Annotated in this window: 13 protein-coding genes; 4 read left to right on the forward strand and 9 right to left on the reverse strand. The window is 58.8% G+C overall.

What is annotated here, in order from left to right; all coding sequences use genetic code 11:
- Positions 1–656: 656 nt before the first annotated feature.
- From ACVMB1_RS02380 to hisN, 3 genes are all read left to right on the forward strand, one after another.
- Positions 657–1,805, forward strand: a complete 1,149-nt coding sequence (locus ACVMB1_RS02380; protein ID WP_245313954.1) for a GFA family protein — start codon at positions 657–659, stop codon at positions 1,803–1,805.
- A gap of 6 nt (positions 1,806–1,811) precedes the next feature.
- Positions 1,812–2,489 (forward strand): 2OG-Fe(II) oxygenase, encoded by a 678-nt coding sequence (locus ACVMB1_RS02385; protein ID WP_253603402.1) that lies wholly within the window; start codon positions 1,812–1,814, stop codon positions 2,487–2,489.
- Between the two features lie 1,105 nt (positions 2,490–3,594).
- Positions 3,595–4,383 (forward strand): histidinol-phosphatase, encoded by a 789-nt coding sequence (gene hisN, locus ACVMB1_RS02390; protein WP_456848176.1) that lies wholly within the window; start codon positions 3,595–3,597, stop codon positions 4,381–4,383.
- Between the two features lie 80 nt (positions 4,384–4,463).
- On the opposite strand, the gene tnpC is transcribed toward hisN, so the two are convergent.
- The 3 genes from tnpC to tnpA all read right to left on the reverse strand — a co-directional run bounded on the left by tnpC (position 4,464) and on the right by tnpA (position 6,921).
- Positions 4,464–6,102, reverse strand: a protein-coding gene (tnpC, locus tag ACVMB1_RS02395) for an IS66 family transposase (RefSeq protein ID WP_456848178.1) whose coding sequence is annotated in 2 segments (ribosomal slippage) — positions 4,464–5,933 and positions 5,935–6,102 — 1,638 coding nt in all. Because the reading frame shifts where the segments join, the coding sequence is not laid out codon by codon here.
- Positions 6,103–6,172: 70 nt separating this feature from the next.
- Positions 6,173–6,520 (reverse strand): IS66 family insertion sequence element accessory protein TnpB, encoded by a 348-nt coding sequence (gene tnpB / locus ACVMB1_RS02400; RefSeq protein WP_038388978.1) that lies wholly within the window; start codon positions 6,518–6,520, stop codon positions 6,173–6,175.
- The gene (tnpA, locus tag ACVMB1_RS02405; RefSeq protein ID WP_456848180.1) at positions 6,517–6,921 is read right to left on the reverse strand and encodes an IS66-like element accessory protein TnpA; all 405 of its coding nucleotides are present in this window, start codon (positions 6,919–6,921) and stop codon (positions 6,517–6,519) included. The genes tnpB and tnpA overlap by 4 nt, the downstream gene beginning before the upstream one ends.
- A 173-nt stretch (positions 6,922–7,094) precedes the next feature.
- On the opposite strand from tnpA, the gene ACVMB1_RS02410 reads away from it, so the two are divergent.
- Positions 7,095–7,346, forward strand: coding sequence for a hypothetical protein (locus ACVMB1_RS02410; protein ID WP_069278732.1), 252 nt, complete (start codon positions 7,095–7,097; stop codon positions 7,344–7,346).
- A gap of 90 nt (positions 7,347–7,436) precedes the next feature.
- Here ACVMB1_RS02410 and ACVMB1_RS02415 read toward each other — a convergent pair whose 3' ends face one another.
- The 6 genes from ACVMB1_RS02415 to ACVMB1_RS02440 form a co-directional block, all read right to left on the reverse strand.
- Positions 7,437–8,735, reverse strand: coding sequence for a preATP grasp domain-containing protein (locus ACVMB1_RS02415; RefSeq protein ID WP_245313955.1), 1,299 nt, complete (start codon positions 8,733–8,735; stop codon positions 7,437–7,439).
- A 307-nt stretch (positions 8,736–9,042) separates the two neighbouring features.
- Entirely contained in the window at positions 9,043–9,306 is a 264-nt protein-coding gene (locus ACVMB1_RS02420) for a hypothetical protein (protein WP_141713529.1), read from the reverse strand.
- Between the two features lie 884 nt (positions 9,307–10,190).
- On the reverse strand, positions 10,191–11,315 hold the full coding sequence (locus ACVMB1_RS02425) for a M20 family metallopeptidase (RefSeq protein WP_253587748.1): 1,125 nt from the start codon (positions 11,313–11,315) through the stop codon (positions 10,191–10,193).
- Between the two features lie 628 nt (positions 11,316–11,943).
- Positions 11,944–12,129: a hypothetical protein gene (locus ACVMB1_RS02430; RefSeq protein ID WP_057016764.1), complete on the reverse strand. Its 186-nt coding sequence runs from the start codon at positions 12,127–12,129 to the stop codon at positions 11,944–11,946.
- Positions 12,130–12,383: 254 nt separating this feature from the next.
- Positions 12,384–13,394 (reverse strand): anthranilate phosphoribosyltransferase, encoded by a 1,011-nt coding sequence (gene trpD / locus ACVMB1_RS02435; protein WP_069278734.1) that lies wholly within the window; start codon positions 13,392–13,394, stop codon positions 12,384–12,386.
- A gap of 503 nt (positions 13,395–13,897) precedes the next feature.
- Positions 13,898–14,197 (reverse strand): hypothetical protein, encoded by a 300-nt coding sequence (locus ACVMB1_RS02440; protein WP_245313956.1) that lies wholly within the window; start codon positions 14,195–14,197, stop codon positions 13,898–13,900.
- Between the last annotated feature and the right edge of the window lie 1,454 nt (positions 14,198–15,651).

Genomic DNA, 15,651 nt, shown 5'->3' on the forward strand with positions numbered 1-15,651 from the left:
GGAGACGGTCCTCAAGCAGTCTTTCTCGGTCTATTAGCCCATGCCCCGTGGATTGGAAGCATATCCGTTTTCGTTGTCCGTTTTCTGACCGGCGTGCAGGGTCCTGTCAGCTTCAAGACATTTGCAACGAGGAGTCTCGCGAGGGTTCTCTCAACGTGCTCGGAACTTATGGAGCAGTGTCGGATTGGCACAGCAATTGCTGCAAGCGTGCAAGAACACAGGATGGCGAAGGAATGCACGCAGAACGAGCCAAAGCCGGCGGCAATCTCTTTGGTTTTGAGGACCTCGCGCCAGGCAGCCGCCGTATTTCACCACGACTCTGCGAGCGATGAGTGGCGCGCGGGTTACTCCAGCATCGGATTGCTTGTGGATCGGAAGTCAGCGCGGCGCCGCTTCGACTGGGCGGCGCTTTTCTTCGATACACTCATGAACGGGCCAAGCCCATCAGGCAAAAGCCGATACTGCGAAGATTGCGGGGGGCGCCACGATTTGATGCGGCCAAAAACGTCGAACCAGCGAACTATTTGATCTCGCTGCCGCTAGCCCTTGCCGCCTCGCTCGAATGATCGTTCTCTCCTCATAACAGGGTCCAAATGAGGTCTTCTCAAGCATCTCAATTCAAACAAGATCAGCCCTCGCAGATATTTTGTGAGCACTTGACTGAGCAAGCACGACTTCGGTTTGGCCCGCATCCGTTCACTGCGGAGATGTCCGAAGAACAGGTTGTGAGCCTGCTGCCTGAATACCTGGCGATGTCACAGGCGTTCCCGTACCTGCAGGCGGGCTCGCAAAAGAACCTCATATTCGACGTAATGCATCGCAATCGGGACGTTACCAGGGATATTGAGCTGACCAGCGTGGTCGCCAACTTCATCTGTTGGGATGAGACCGGCGGTTATGGCCGACTTCTCCAGGGCGGTAAGGCGGCGTTACCTGAAATTCTGGCTACCGAAAGCTTCCACTCGAACCTGCTTAGAAAAGATGCGTCGCGATTACTCGGCCGAGCAATACAGCCTAACTACAGCGCCACGACGAAGCGCTACCTGCATTGCCTCTATGATGGGTTGTCATCGAAAGATCTTCTAATCCGTTGCGCCTACATGGTCGCTTTTGAGCTACATGCTGCGGAAATGATCCAGGCACTGTGGTCCACTTTGACCAGGATCTTTGATGTGCAGGCCGGCGATCTCGAATACTTCCGGAGCCATGTCGGCGGTGACGATCCCGCAGAGAAATATCACGGAGAGATGACAAGCCGGCTCGTCCGCGAGCTCGTCCCGGTCGACCGTCGTGTTCGCTTCATGGGCGAGTTCGATCAAGCCTATCGGCTCAACGTGCAGTGGTGCCGCGACCTACTTCGAATTCCCCCATCTGAGGGAGATGGCCGAGCGGAGATCGAGCATCACGGCCGTTGTCATTGTGGTTCCGTCAAGTTCCGCGTCCGGGCGCCGCGAGAGGTCTCGGTAGTTCGATGCAATTGTTCAATCTGTAGAATGTCTGGATTTCTGCACTTGCTCGTGGCTGGTGACAAGCTCAGCGTAGAGCGCGGCGAAGAATCCCTCACTACCTACCAGTTCAATAAGAATATCGCCCGGCACACGTTTTGTCGGTTTTGCGGCGTAAAGCCATTCTATAGGCCGCGATCGAACCCTTCTGGATTCAGTGTCAATGTTCGATGTTTAGATAGAAAATCCATCGAAATCACAAGAATAGACGACTTCGATGGCGAGCAATGGGAGCAAGCGCTCAGCTCAATGCATGAAGGCAGCTTGGAATACCGTCTTGAAGATCACACCTTGGAGTGACCACGAATGCCGCGCGCAGCAAATGAAAAGCCCCGCCTGCTTTCAGAGGAACATCTGACGAAATATCGCATAGAGCTGTTGGTGAAGGGCACGGTGGTGATCGGTCCGCAGACTTTGTTCACCCAAGATGACCTGGCAAGGATCGATCAGCTGCAGACTGAGATTCCGGAGGAAGAAGTGCGGGAAGGAGATGCCGGCGACTCGCACAATGTCTTCGTAAAACGCGTGCGCGTAGACCCGCCGGGTCGCCCTCCCAGCAACGCGAATGGTGCAGCCCCAGGGCAGATTATCGAACTCCTCGAAAGAAAAGACCGCAGCTTCGTACTGAAAAAAATATTGGGAGCATCATCAGATTTTGTCATTCGCCGATGCCAAATGCATCGGATGCCTCCTGGTTCTTTTGTTGGCATCCATTTGGATGCTGCGAGCGACCCCGATTTCGAGTACTCCGTGATTGTGCAACTCGCGAAGAACTTCGAAGGGGGGGAGTTCGTGGTATATCCAAGCGCCTACGAACAGCAGGTATTCCGACCGCCATTTGGAGCCGTGCTGGTCACAACGTGTAAGCTCCGCCACGAGGTGAAACCTGTGCATACTGGTGAGCGCCGATCCCTGGTCTACTTCTGTTCAAAACGCGATGGCGTAAACCGAAGGACCATCGAAAGCACTTCTGGTGGTCTATGAGCCGGATTGGCCGAATGGCTTGACGACGGGCGAACCGCCGAGAGGATCCGTTGCGGACCGACACCATATTTGCGGTGCGCCTCATGCTGACAACGCCTGACACCCTTCGTCGATAATGGCAACGTCAAACCCTGAATTGACGTGGCTTAGCTAGCAATCACGGGGCGCCGAGTGTGGAAGGAAAGCACCTTCTCGGCACAGTCGGACATACAGCCGTACGAACAGGACGGCACGACTTGGTCTGCACCGTCGGCGGGACGGCGTGGCGTTCGGAACCGGAAACCGCTCGCGGCGGCTGCTTCAGGAGACACAGGGGGGCGCTTCGGTAACATTGTCATCTGAGGCAATATGGGGGGCAGTTTTCCATGGCACGCGACAGCCGCTATTGAGGACGTGTGTTCGACGTACGCATCCGATGCGGATAACTCCGGACGTGATTGCAGCCTCGTTGCGGAGGCTGAAATCGCAAAAAGCCAACCGAGGTTGGCGAAGTCGCCCTTATTGTTGACGGCCAGCCCTTCAGTTTTGAACTCGCAGCCGCTGCCGTAACCTAACGGCGGCAAGGTTCACTAAGTCACGACGATTGGTGGAGGGGCTTGGACAGAGACTGGCTGCGCGGCTGGAAAACCCTCACAAGTTGGACGCTTGCGGCGCATCTCGTTTTAAGTTGATTGTGGTGGATCACGCCCGCGAAAGGTCCGGAATCCGCGGAATTGATCGCGGCCGTCAGCTTTTGGTCAGGGGGCCTGGGTTAGTCAGGCGCGAAGAGTGCCTGGGGAATCCCACGGGGTCCCATCACCGATCATACTCGGTCAGGTGATGTTTTTTGGAGGATGATCACGTGTGCGGGTGAGATAGCCGAGCATGGCGATCTGCAAAGGCACACGCCGCATCGATGCGGTTGAGGTTTTCAATTCCTGCAGGCGTAAGAGCAGTCCCATCGTCCACGAGGCGCTCGCGGACATCAAGTGGAGCACAGGTACGATGTTGCAGACCGGATCTCAAAGCTGGATTTCGATTTCTGCAGAAAAAGCATTTGGAAACGCAGGCGGACGCACTCTCTCATCCGCGATCCGCGATGGCCGTTGTTCATGAAGGCGCTGTAATGGCCCAGCACGCCGTCACGGCAGACGATGCCGACGTCTATCTCTCATTCGCTGCCGAGCTCGCCGATTCGGTCAGGCCCATCGTGCTGTCCTATTTCCGCACGCCGTTGGATGTCGCCGCCAAGTCCGATGCGAGCCCGGTGACGATCGCCGATCGAGCGGTCGAGTTGCGTCTCAGGGAAAGGATCGAGGCGCGCTTTCCGGAGCATGGCATCATCGGCGAGGAGATCGGAGCCAAGCCTGGCGGCGCGTTCACCTGGATCGTCGACCCGATCGACGGCACCAGGAGCTTTATCAGCGGCTTTCCCTTGTTCGGCACGCTGATCGCGTTGACCCATCAGCAGCAGCCGTTCTGCGGCCTGATCGACGTTCCCTTTACCGGTGAGCGGTGGGTGGCGAAGCCCGGTGTGGCGCGGTTCGGCGATGGATTGGCGCGGACCAGCGCATGCGAGAGCGTCGCCGACGCGCGCTTCTACACTACATCGCCTGATATGTTCCGCAACGGCGAGATGGGGCCATTCGAGCGGCTGTCGCGAGCTGCGCGGATGCGCCGTTTCGGCGGCGATTGCTACATCTATGGCCTGCTTGCGTCGGGACACTGTGACATCGTTCTCGAAACAGGGCTTCAGCCATATGACTACATGGCGCTGGTGCCGATCGTGCAGGGCGCCGGCGGCTGCATCACCGATTGGGAGGGATGCCCGCTCTCGATTCGTTCGGAAGGGCGCGTCCTGGCGACCGCAACGCCGCGGCTTCATGCCGAAGCGCTCGCCTTGATCCAGGGATAACCAACGATCATGCCCTACAGGACAACCATCGGAGGGACAGTCGTTGGGTAAGCATCCGGTGAAGACCGCGTAGCGGTCACTCAGGCTGCCTTTTCGGCTCGCTTGTTTCGGTCACGCCAATTCCACGGAAGCAGTTCGTCGAGCCTTTGGACTGGATGTGCGGCGATGCGCGCCAAGACGTCGGCGAGCCAGGCTTGTGGATCCACGTCGTTCATCTTGGCCGTGACGATCAGGCTGTACATCAGCGCGGCACGGTCGCCACCGCGGTCGGAGCCGCAGAACAGCCAGGACTTGCGGCCGAGGGCGATACCGCGCACGGCTCGTTCGGCGGCGTTGTTCGACAGGCAGATGCGACCGTCGTCGAGGAAGCGGGTGAACGCGCCCCAGCGCTTGAGCATATAGTCCATCGCCTTGGCGACGTCGTTGCGCCGTGAGAGCTTGGCGCGTTGCTCCCGCATCCAGGCTTCCAGATCGGCGACCAGCGGCGCGCTGAGCTCCTGGCGGATGGCCCGGCGCCGTTCAGGCGTCTGGCCGTTGATGCCTCGCTCAATCTCGAACAAGGCGTCGATCCGGCGGACTGCTTCCAGCGCCAGCGGCGAGATCACCGCGGGCTTTTTGCCCTGCACCTTGCGGCGCGCATTCTCCGCCAGATCAGCCATCACGAAGAACGGCCGTCGGGCATGGACCCAGCAGGCGGCTTCCAGGATTGGACCTGCGTTGCGGCCCAGGTCGTAAAGCCTGCCATAGCCGCCATAGGCATCGGCCTGGAAGATTCCGCTGTAGCTGGCCAGATGCGTCTGAGGATGTTCGCCGGCACGATCGCGTGAGTAGTAAAACACCGCCCCTGGTGGTGCCGGCCCGCCGAATGGCTTGTCGTCGCGGACGTAGACCCATATCCGGCCGGTTGAGGTCTTGCCCTTGGCCAGAACCGGCACCGTGGTGTCGTCGCCGTGCAGTCGCTCGGCGCTCCGCACATGGGCTTCGAGGCGCTGGAACAATGGCCTCAGCGCGACCGTACAGCCACCGACCTGATCGGCCAGGGTCGACAGGCTGATCGGCACGCCCTCCTTGGCATAGCGCTCAGCTTGCCGGTTCAGGGGCTGGTGCTGGCCGAACTTCTCGAACAGCACCATCGCCAAAAAGCTCGGGCCGGCCCAACCGCGAGCGATGACGTGGAACGGCGCCGGCGCCTGGCTGATCTTCTCGCAATCCCGGCAGCTAAACTTCTCCCGAATGTGCTGGATCACCTTCCAGGATTTCGGGACCACCTCCAGCGTCTCAGTGATGTCCTCGCCGAGCTTGGACAGCCGCGAACCGCCGCAGCAGGCGCACGAGGTCGGCCCCGGTACGATCACGCGCTCGCGGGGCAGATGATCCGGGAATGGTTTGCGGGACGGCCGCTGGCGGGTGAACGACGCCACGGTGGTCGCATTGCTGGTCCGAGCGGCAGCGATTTCGGCGGCGAGTTCGTCCTCAGTCGCTGAGACCTCGAGCTCCTCCAGCGTCAGTTCAAGTTGATCCAGCAGCCTTGCGGTACGCTCCGAGCGAGGGGCCATAACGATCACGGTTCAGCTTTTCGATCTGCAGCTTCAGGTGAGCGATCAGCGCCTGGTCATCGGACTGTTGGGCGCGAACGCTGGCGAGTTCGGCACGCGCTGCCAGCAACGCCGCACGCAGCGCCTCAATATCTTCCGGCAGCTTCTCGGGACTATCACCCATGCCCCGATGGAATCACAAAAGCCGCGATTTGGCGCGGGTTTTTTGCAATCTCACGGGATTTTTGCGCAGCCTATCCCGCGCTCTGCGGCCGCCAGCTGTGTTGAGGGTTGCGCCAGTCGATCGCCTCCAGCAAATAGCCCATCTGAGCTGCGGTCAGCGACACCACGCCGTCCACCGTCGCCGGCCAGATGAAGCGGCCACGGTCCAGCCGCTTGGCGTAGAGCGACAGTCCAACCCCGTCGTGCCAAAGCGCCTTGATCAGCGTGCCGGCGCGACCGCGGAACACAAAGACGTCGCCGGCAAAAGGATCGCGCCCGAGGCCTTCCTGCACCAGCAATGCCAGGCCTTGCATGCCTTTGCGCATGTCGGTGTGACCAGTCGCGATCCAGATTCTCGCGCCGGCTGCGATCGGGATCATCGCTGCTCCAGAAGGTCCAACACGCGAGACAACGCGGTCATATCAACGCCGGCGTCCACGATCACACGATAGGCCTTGCCGACGACAATCTCCATGCGCCCGCTCGCCGGCGTCGCCACAACGGTCGACCGCGCTGGAGGTGGGTCCGGCATCACCATCGCCGGCACAAAGCCGGGCTGAGGCTGTTCGTCACCGCTCGCCCGGGTCCCAAACGATCGCCGCCAAGTCAACAGCAGCGAGCGCGAAATTCCATATCGCCGAGCCGTCGATGAGACGGCGCGCGATGTCTGCAAACTCTCCAAAACGATCTTGAGCTTCTCGTCATCGGTCCAGCGACGACGCCGGCCAGTCTCAACAACCTCGAACCGTTCAACCTGAGCACTGCACTTATTGCTGTCCATAAGGACTGTTACACAGCACTCGACTTAACCCGACAAGGCGGCCGTCACCGGAGGGAGACGTCGTTGGCGTTGCCGACCTCAGGGATCTGATGGCCAAGGTGACGGCTCGAGCGGTCGGACGATCAGCTCGCCGGCATCGGCGCTGACGTTTCGGTCGAGCGGCTTGCGGCCAAATGGCGCTCACCGATCTGCCGCTCAAGGCCTTCCTGGCCGAGGAACTGATTCCGGCCGATACTGACGCCGCGTTCTCGAAGACCATGCGGCTGCAGGATCTGATGTTGGTCGCTTCGATGCGGAAGTGGTCACAACATTCCGCTCGACGATCGCGCTCGAGGGACGGCTTTCGACGTGCACGCGACGATGCCGTATTCGCGGAAATTATCCGCGATGGCATCTCTCTAGACTGCAAACTCCGTGCGCCATGAACGAAATTGTGCATCGATTGCGACCAGTCTTAGCGAGTGGCTACACGAGCGAGTTCGCAATCGACGCAAGAGGGTACGTTGAGATCTCGTTCAATTCATTGTCAATAGTCGGTGCTGTAGCTCGCGTGATGCGGCCCGATCGCGCGCAATTGCGAGGCATTCGACCGTGCCTGCATCCTCATCAGCAGCAAGCGGGATCACGCCATCCTTGCGCTTGCGGTCGAACAGAAAGCGTTCCTTGACGAAAAGGTCATGTGCCGCTTGAAGAGAGCGTGATCGAACATTTCTGACGGATGAAATAACGTAGAATCCAGAGTAGTCGAAACCCAGCAGCCGAACGGCAATGTTGTGTAACACCGAGCCTCCACCCCACCGCCCGTTCGCCTCATTAAATAGCAGCCGCCCATCGCTCGTGAAAATGGCATCGATGTTGATCATTCCGCGGTATCCGAGGCCTCGCGCGAGCTCCGCAAATCGGTAGGCGTGCGTCTGGGCAGCCAGCCATTGTTCGTTTCTCAGATCGCTTGGCAGCTCAAGTCCCGTCCAAATGAGAGACCTTTCGGATTGGTCGCTGCTTCGACGCAGACGAATGCTTCCACTGTTGATGAAGGCGATCGAACCGTCCTCCTCGATTTCGTATTCGAGATAGAAGGGAGACCGAGCCAAGTGGTACGATTCCACGACCAGTGTCTTGCACGATGCTGTGGTCATCTCAGACCAAAGTGCTTCTGGATTAAACGACGGCCAAGAAATCTGCCTGGTATCTCGTGCCCCAGGTAATGGACCGCTGTCGTGACCGGTCAGGATAACATTTCCGACCCCACCGGCTCCATTGTCCAACTTGACGATTACGTTGCCGGTCTCAGACCTCAGCGAGGTAATCGCCCGCAATAGATCGTCTGAGTTCGTGGTTACGCACCCGCTTGGCAACGGAAGTCCGACACTTGTAGCCAATTGACGGAAGTGGCTCTTGCGGTTCAATAGATCAGGCCCCCGCTGCAGAGCGAATTCGCTCCCGCTCTGTGGAATACGCAGCAGTGCCGCCAAGCGCGCGACGCCTTCACTAGGATAGCAGGGATATATTCTCCAGGACGATTTCTTCCGAAGGTGGCTGTTGATTCTCTCAACAACAATATTTGACAGCAGCGTGCAATCATCAAGAACGCTGGCTGTACCGCCGCATTCAGGCACAAGAAGCGAAAGGCTCGAGGCATCGAAATCGAGCGTCGCGCCAATGAAGGACAACAAGTCCGGCCGGATGGCAACCGGTGAGATTATAAGGTCGCCCTCCTGTGCAAACCATGCTGAGCGTGAAGCCGAGTTGGCGGTAAAGGAGATTTGAGCTGCTGTCAGACCGTCCCCCGACATTTGTGACGTACCGGCATTCATGATTAGGATCCGAGGCAACGCCGATCTCCCGAGCATTTGATACGGTCAGTAGACACCGCGATATGAAGAACGATGAACTCGATACGGCGGATTGCGCAGAGGCGGTGAGCGTAAGGCGGCTTTGCGCCGCATTCCGTTGAACCAATGTGCCGCGATCCTAATGATTGTCTGCTTAAATGTTTCTCCCGATGCAATTGAACCGAAGCTCGGCATTGCATCGAACAGGTCTCGATCGCGTCATTCCGGGCTGACTGACCCTGGCTATTAGCGCGCGGCCTCTGCAGAACAGCGGGGGTCTTAATGGCTGTCATGGGTTACGAGCAATCGATACCGGTTTAGGTATGTCGCCCACTCGATCAGTCACCCCGTGCCGATCGACGGCAGTCGCGTGCATCTGTCCGTAATGATAGGCGCACCACGATGACTGCTTCTTGCCTGGTCTTTGATAAACTGGCTCGCCGCACATGTATGCCGATCTTGGATCGTCATCTTTGAAGCCGACAATGGCCCGGCATTGGCCTTCAATATGGTCAACTAGCAGGACCTGCTTGGCGCCGTCAGGCTCTTTCAACTTGCTGCTCCAGAATACCAGGCAATCTCTTCCGAAGTCGCAGCGGTCAGACCGAACGACGCTTGCAGCTCAAATCTCTTGAAAATCCTTGCCGCCGCATGGGCTCTCGTGCGTGCGGACGCCGTGCCAGCGCGGGAAGCTGGCGTGGATGGAGCGAAAAGCTGCTTCTTGACTGCCTTTGGTACTGTGGCCGGCCGTCAGTCTTGAGATTTGGGAGGCAACGGTCCCCTGCAAGAAGTCGGCAGCGAGGTTTAGGTTGATCGCCTCTGATTTCACGAGTCCTCAGATTGGGCAGCCTGAGACAGCCCGTTAGTACCACTTCTGGAATACCGGGCCATCTGCGACTGCCTGCGAGACGTCGCGACGCGATCAGGCCTCGCTGCACAGCTGTCTCAGCCGCTTGGCTCTTTGAGATGGGGATCATGATCAACCACTGTGACTTGGTTCTCATCAAGCCAGACATTCGCAATCCTTCACAATCCCGGCGGCAGAAGAGACCTCGTGCCAGTTTCGAGATCGTACAACTTAACGTTACGTCTGATTCAAGCCCTTTTGCTTGCCAGCATTAGTCCGCCAATACTCTGAGGTTAGTGCGGAATGCTACGGCCTCGAGCGTATTCTGCACCGCGATCTGCATCAGAAAGTCGCCGCATATGTTCGCAGCCGATAAGCGCCCTTGCAGGGTCCATGCTTTCGCGATCCAAGGCTCCCGTCAGCGCCGCAACGGATTTCGGTCTGACCGTTGCACTATCATTGGATGATTCAGTCGCATCCGTCCCGCGCCGGCGAGACGATGCCGATTTCCGGCGGAAGTGTATGATAACGTGCGCCTGATAGTAGGGCAGCTCTTTGTCCGTAGGCGTCGCAATTCCCGCCGGTCGAGATCATTGAAGCGTCTGATAGAGGCGATAGAGGAGCCGGGCACGCGGCTCAATCGACGAGATGTAAAGCTGCTCGTAATGCGTGTGGGCACCCTTGCCGTCGACACCCAGGCCGTCCAGGGTCGCCGTATGGGCCGCGGTGAAATTGCCGTCCGAGCCGCCGCCGCTAAAGACGTCGTGCAGCTTGAAGCCGAGCTCGGTGGCGATTTCCTTGGCGTGCTGATAAAGCGCCGCGCCGGCGCTGCTCTTCTCATAGGGCGGGCGGTTCAACTCGCCCGTGATCTTCACCGTGACGCCCTTGGTGCGCGACTTAATGCCGAGGATCGTCGGTACCAACTTGTGGGCGTCAGCCAAGGTCGGCACCCGCATGTCGACTTCCGCATAAGCGTCCTCGGGGATTACGTTCGGCCTGGTGCCGCCGCGGACCACACCGACGTTGACTGTGATCCCGCGCTGAAGATCGTTCATCGTCTCAAGAGCCTGGATCACATTGCCGAGTTCGCGGATTGCGCTGCAGCCATCTTCAGGACGCGCGCCGGCGTGGGCCGGCGTGCCTCTGATAAAGACGTCGAAGCGGGCGATGCCCTTGCGGCCCGTGACGATCTTGCCGCCGTCGCGCGCGGGCTCGGTCACGAGCACATATTTGGCCTTGCGGCCTTCTGCCTCGATTAACGCCCGCGAAGTCGGGCTGCCGATCTCTTCGTCGGATACGTAGATGTGGGTGATGCCCAGCGGCGGGCGAACATCATCGGCGCAAATCTGCCGAAATGCATGGTAAGCGAGATATGCGCCGCCCTTCATGTCGTAAATACCGGGCCCAAATGCCTTATCGCCCTCGACCTTGAACGGCAGGCGCTTTATGAATCCCATCGGGTGAACGGTGTCGAGATGACTCAGCACCAGGATGCCTGGCACGCCCTGGCCCCAGGACGAACGCGCGATCAAATGATCGCCTCGATCGTCACGTCCCGCAACGCGCTCAACGGAAGCCGACAAGTCGCGATAGCCCTCCGCCACGAGATCAGCAAGTTTGTTGACCTGATCCGGCCGCTCCGTCGGAGATTCGACCTCGACCCAGCGGCGGATGCCGTCGAGTATCATCGCTGCTTCGAACGGGTTGCTGGACATTATCTGATGCCTTCCAATGCGACGTACATCACTTGTTCCACTCAATTGCGCCAGGATCCAGCGTGAACGCCCGTCAGGGCGCAGCCGTAGGAAGTCGGATGTCCCTCTGGGCTTGATGTTGCCGCAGTGGATGATGCTACGCGGCTCCCCATAACGGAGCTACCAGAGCTGGTAGGTGTTGAAGCAATAGTCTTGAGGGATTGTCGTGGGCTGGCGCTTTTGGGGCGAATAGTGGCTGTTGCTATTTTCGATACTTGCGAAAATTACATTTCCATAGCGTCAATCCGCGTGCTTGCGGTCGCGTTCGACATTGATGCACGATGTCGGAACTGTGCGTCCGAAGCGAACACACATGGAGATCCGCTACTGCTCAACAGCGTCAGCCACCAGGGTGACGCGCGGGACGGTATCGCGCGGGGCGTAGCCATAGCAGGCCGAAATGAGAGCTGCCGCCACCTGTCTTGAAGGGGCGACCAACGAGAAAACGCGCCGATCTGTCCGGCAAAGAGCCTGCCCATCGCTCATGAATCGGCGAGGCGATTGCGGCCGGATGTTCCCGCGAGCGCATGCGGATGATCCGGTTGTCGGCGCCGTGCTGATGCTCTTCGCCTCTGGTCGCAGCCTGATGCTAATGTGTCTTTAAGAGGACACGCTTCTTTGCATCAAGAAGATGCTCGTCGAGCGTAGCGTGTAGCGCGCCCCGCAGCTCCGACGGAATTGAACTATCTGTGTCAATCAGTTCCCGAAATTTTCGAATGATGTGTTCGATCAGTGCTATGGAGCCGAGCGCTTCCATGTCCTGCGGGGCCGTCATCGATTATCTCCTTTGAGGCGCAGCGCGCACTTTGATGCGGCCCGAACGCAACGACGTGTTGCAGCTGGCTCCTTCGCCAAAGCGGAAGGGTACCTCTCACGCCATGATACTTGACGGGAATTGCGATAATTTGGCGGGCAGGCGCCGCATGCTGTTCGAACCGCGCGGAAGGGACGCACGTTAGCGGTTGCGATCTCTGACGTTTGTGCATGTCGTCCTTGGTCGGAGGATTGGAACATCGACAGACTCAGCGGTCACGCGTTGGAAACCGCAATCAGGTGCTTAAGTCGAGCGGCTGCTGCGCCGCGATCAAGCGATTCTCGCCCAATCGCTACGCCTTCCTGCAGCGTCGAAGCCCGGCCGGCCACGATCAATGCAGTCGCAGCCGTAAAAAGTGAGGCGTCGCGAATTCGACCTGGTGCGCCATCGAGTATGCTTTGCAGCGCGAGGTTGTCGGGATCGCCGCTATCCAGTGCCTTGCTAAGGCCGCGAGGGAATCCGGCCTCCTCCGGCCTCACTTCGAAGGTGCGGACTGTACCCGCCTCAAGCGCGGAAACAAAGGTCGGCTCGGCGAGGGTTATGTCATCGAGTCCACCGGAACCATGAACCACCCACACCGACTCGGCGCCAAGATTTTTCAACACGTACGCCAGAGGCTGTACCCATTCACGAGAGCAGACCCCAACAACCTGACGCTTAAGCCTGGCCGGATTCGACAGAGGGCCAATGAGGTTGAAGATAGTGTGGGTGCCAAGCGCGGTTCGGATCTGGGCTACGCGCTGCATTGCCGGATAGTGGGCCGATGCAAACGTGAAGCCGATGCCGGCATCGCGCACGCAACGCATAACGGCGTCAGGCTCAAGATCGATCTTCACGCCGATGCGCGCGAGGACGTCTGCAGTATTGCCCGAACCTAGAGACGCAGCGCAGTTGGTATGCTTTGCGACAGCAACGCCCGCTCCCGCGACGATGAAGGAGGCGCAGGTCCACACGTTGACCGCACACAAAGAGGTGTCGTTCGTGCTGGCGATATAAATGGGGTCGCATCCTGCCTCGACGGACGGCATTCTCTTCCGCATTGCGGAGGCCGCGCCGGTGATTTCTTCGACTGTTTCGCCGCGGACCCTCAAGCCCATCAGTAAGCCGCCGATCTGCGAGGGGCTTGCGCGACCCGACATCACACCGTCGAATGCGAACGCGGACTCCTCCCGACTCAGAGTGGCGCCGCTAGCAACTTTGCCAATAATCGATTTGAGCGCTTCCATCGAACTTTACACGATTCCTGTCCAGACCTCAGGCGCTCGCGCTCGACCGGGACTTTCGTTGAGGAGGCATGTCATCGGTGGCGGCGGCTTTGCGGCAGCGGCACGTTCGCGAGGAACAGACGCCTCATTGAATGAAACGAGCAGTGAAGCTGTGGGTCACTCGGCGACGCTACAACCTGACGCTACGTGAGGGTCAAGTTCTCGATTCGGCGTCGTATCAACGCGAAATCGTCGGCCGACGAACTCAATACGCGTCCAAGAATGCGGCCGTCTAAACGCGAACCGAGGATCAAACGCGTACCTCGACTTAGCATAGGGTTCTATCGTTTGAGCTATAGCAACGCGGAGAGCGATTGCTCGGGCGAAACGCCGCTGCCCCCGTCAACCGCGAGCGCAAGTGCCACTCACGATCGGCCGCGCTCATTTGCTCTCAGATTGCTGGGGTGGCCTGGAGATCCCGTTCGACCGGTGTGCTAACGGAAATGCCGCTCAGTTATCAATCCTCACTTCGAATCGCTGCTTTTGGTGCCGCTGTCGCGACCTGACACCACATATCGACACTGCCGGCTGAGGCTCGCTTGCTTTGATCTGAGGCATGAAATGATGGCGACGCGATCCGGTATGTGGTTGCTGCAATGGCGGAACGCGTCCTCCATGCAAGCCTCTTTCTCCTTTTCAGTCGGCGCTTGATCGCGCGCATGCACGGGATCGGGAATTGCAGCTGTCAATATGGCAGCAAGAGCGATCGCGCCGTAGGTAGCGTTGAGGAGCGAGGCCAAAGCGATCCGTTGGCTTTCAGTCATGATATCCTTTCAAGTCGGTGAGGCTGCGATTGTCGTCCTTGCATCAGGCGAAGGAGACCTTTTAACCGGGGAGAACGCGCCGGGTGAGCAATCATCGCTGTCAGGAAGCGGCTAGATTGTCGAAGACGGTCCCAATTGTCGAGGATCGTACAATCTGACGCAGCGTGCGGTTCAAGCCTCTTAGTGGGCGCCAGCTAAAGATGTTCTGGATGATCTACACCGACGCTACGAGAGAGCGTCTCGGTTGGAAGATGGCAGGTCGTATCACTGAACGAGGGATTTGCGTGAGGCCGGGACGGCGTGAGTGTCAGCGCATAACCAGGGATGCTGCTGTCGATTGTGCCGTGGCCGTGCGCCTCGGTCTTACGTAATTGTACGGAGTTCTAGCGTCGCATTTCCTTGATCTGCGGATTGCATGCTGACCACCATGAATCCGAAAAGCAAACTCTACGAACCCGATCACTGGCGGGGCCGAGCTGAAGCAACGCGAAAGAAAGCGGAAGCACTCGCTTACGGAAGACCCAGAGATAGGCTTCTTAAGATCGCGATGGAATACGACAAGCTCGCTCGGCGGGCCCAAGACTGGCAAGCGCGCCGAACCGCCGACGATAGTTGGCCCGACTAAGAGTTGTGAGGACTCACTTCGCTTCGACGACCGGTCCCGCCGATCGGCTCGCAATTCATTATGAGGGCGATGATGCTCAGCGCCGGGCAATGCCGGTTGCTGGCTTGTATGCAGTATGCGCAGATCTGCACAGCGTGGGTCGGGATCCCGGGGGGAGACGAGGTGGCTGTGTGGGATCTGCTAATCGCGACACAGTGGACACCGATCGCCCGATTCTTGTTGCCATTCGTGTGCGTGGGTTCGCAGAGCACTTGTCCGCCCGCAGTTGTGGATCTGGTCGGTAATAGCCGACGTCACTCCAGGCAGGATACTGATGGACTCGTGGCAGGATGTTGATGGGCTCATCGGTTTCGCCGATCCCGATATGTCATCCTCTTGCGTCCGCTATTACGTTTGCGTCGGAAAGGCCCGACGGGGTGCGAGGTAGTTGCGCTAAGTGTCGCCCTGGAGCTTGCCTAAAAACGGAGTTCAACTGTCAAACTGAGGGCGCGTCTGTTCCATCCCCCGCACTGATTGGATCAGTGCGGGCCCAAAAAGGCTTCGAGAAGCGCATGTGCGCCACCTCGTTCATCGTGACTGTCGCCAGTGCATCGCGTCCGTTCGCTCAAAGGAGCGCTGTAGTGATCCAGTAGATACCGGCCCAGAGCAGCGCATTTAAGAGCAGCCCGACCAGCGGCCACAGGTTCCACCGCCTTTGCGCTTGCAAAGAGCCGAAATCAGCGACGTATTGCCTCGTCATGGGTTGCTTTGGTGTGCGCCAATGCATCATTCACCACACGACGCGCTGGCACGCGAAGAATCGCGTTTCTTTAGAAGTCTCGTGTCATTC

The sequence above is a fragment of the Bradyrhizobium sp. USDA 4504 genome (assembly GCF_054063995.1).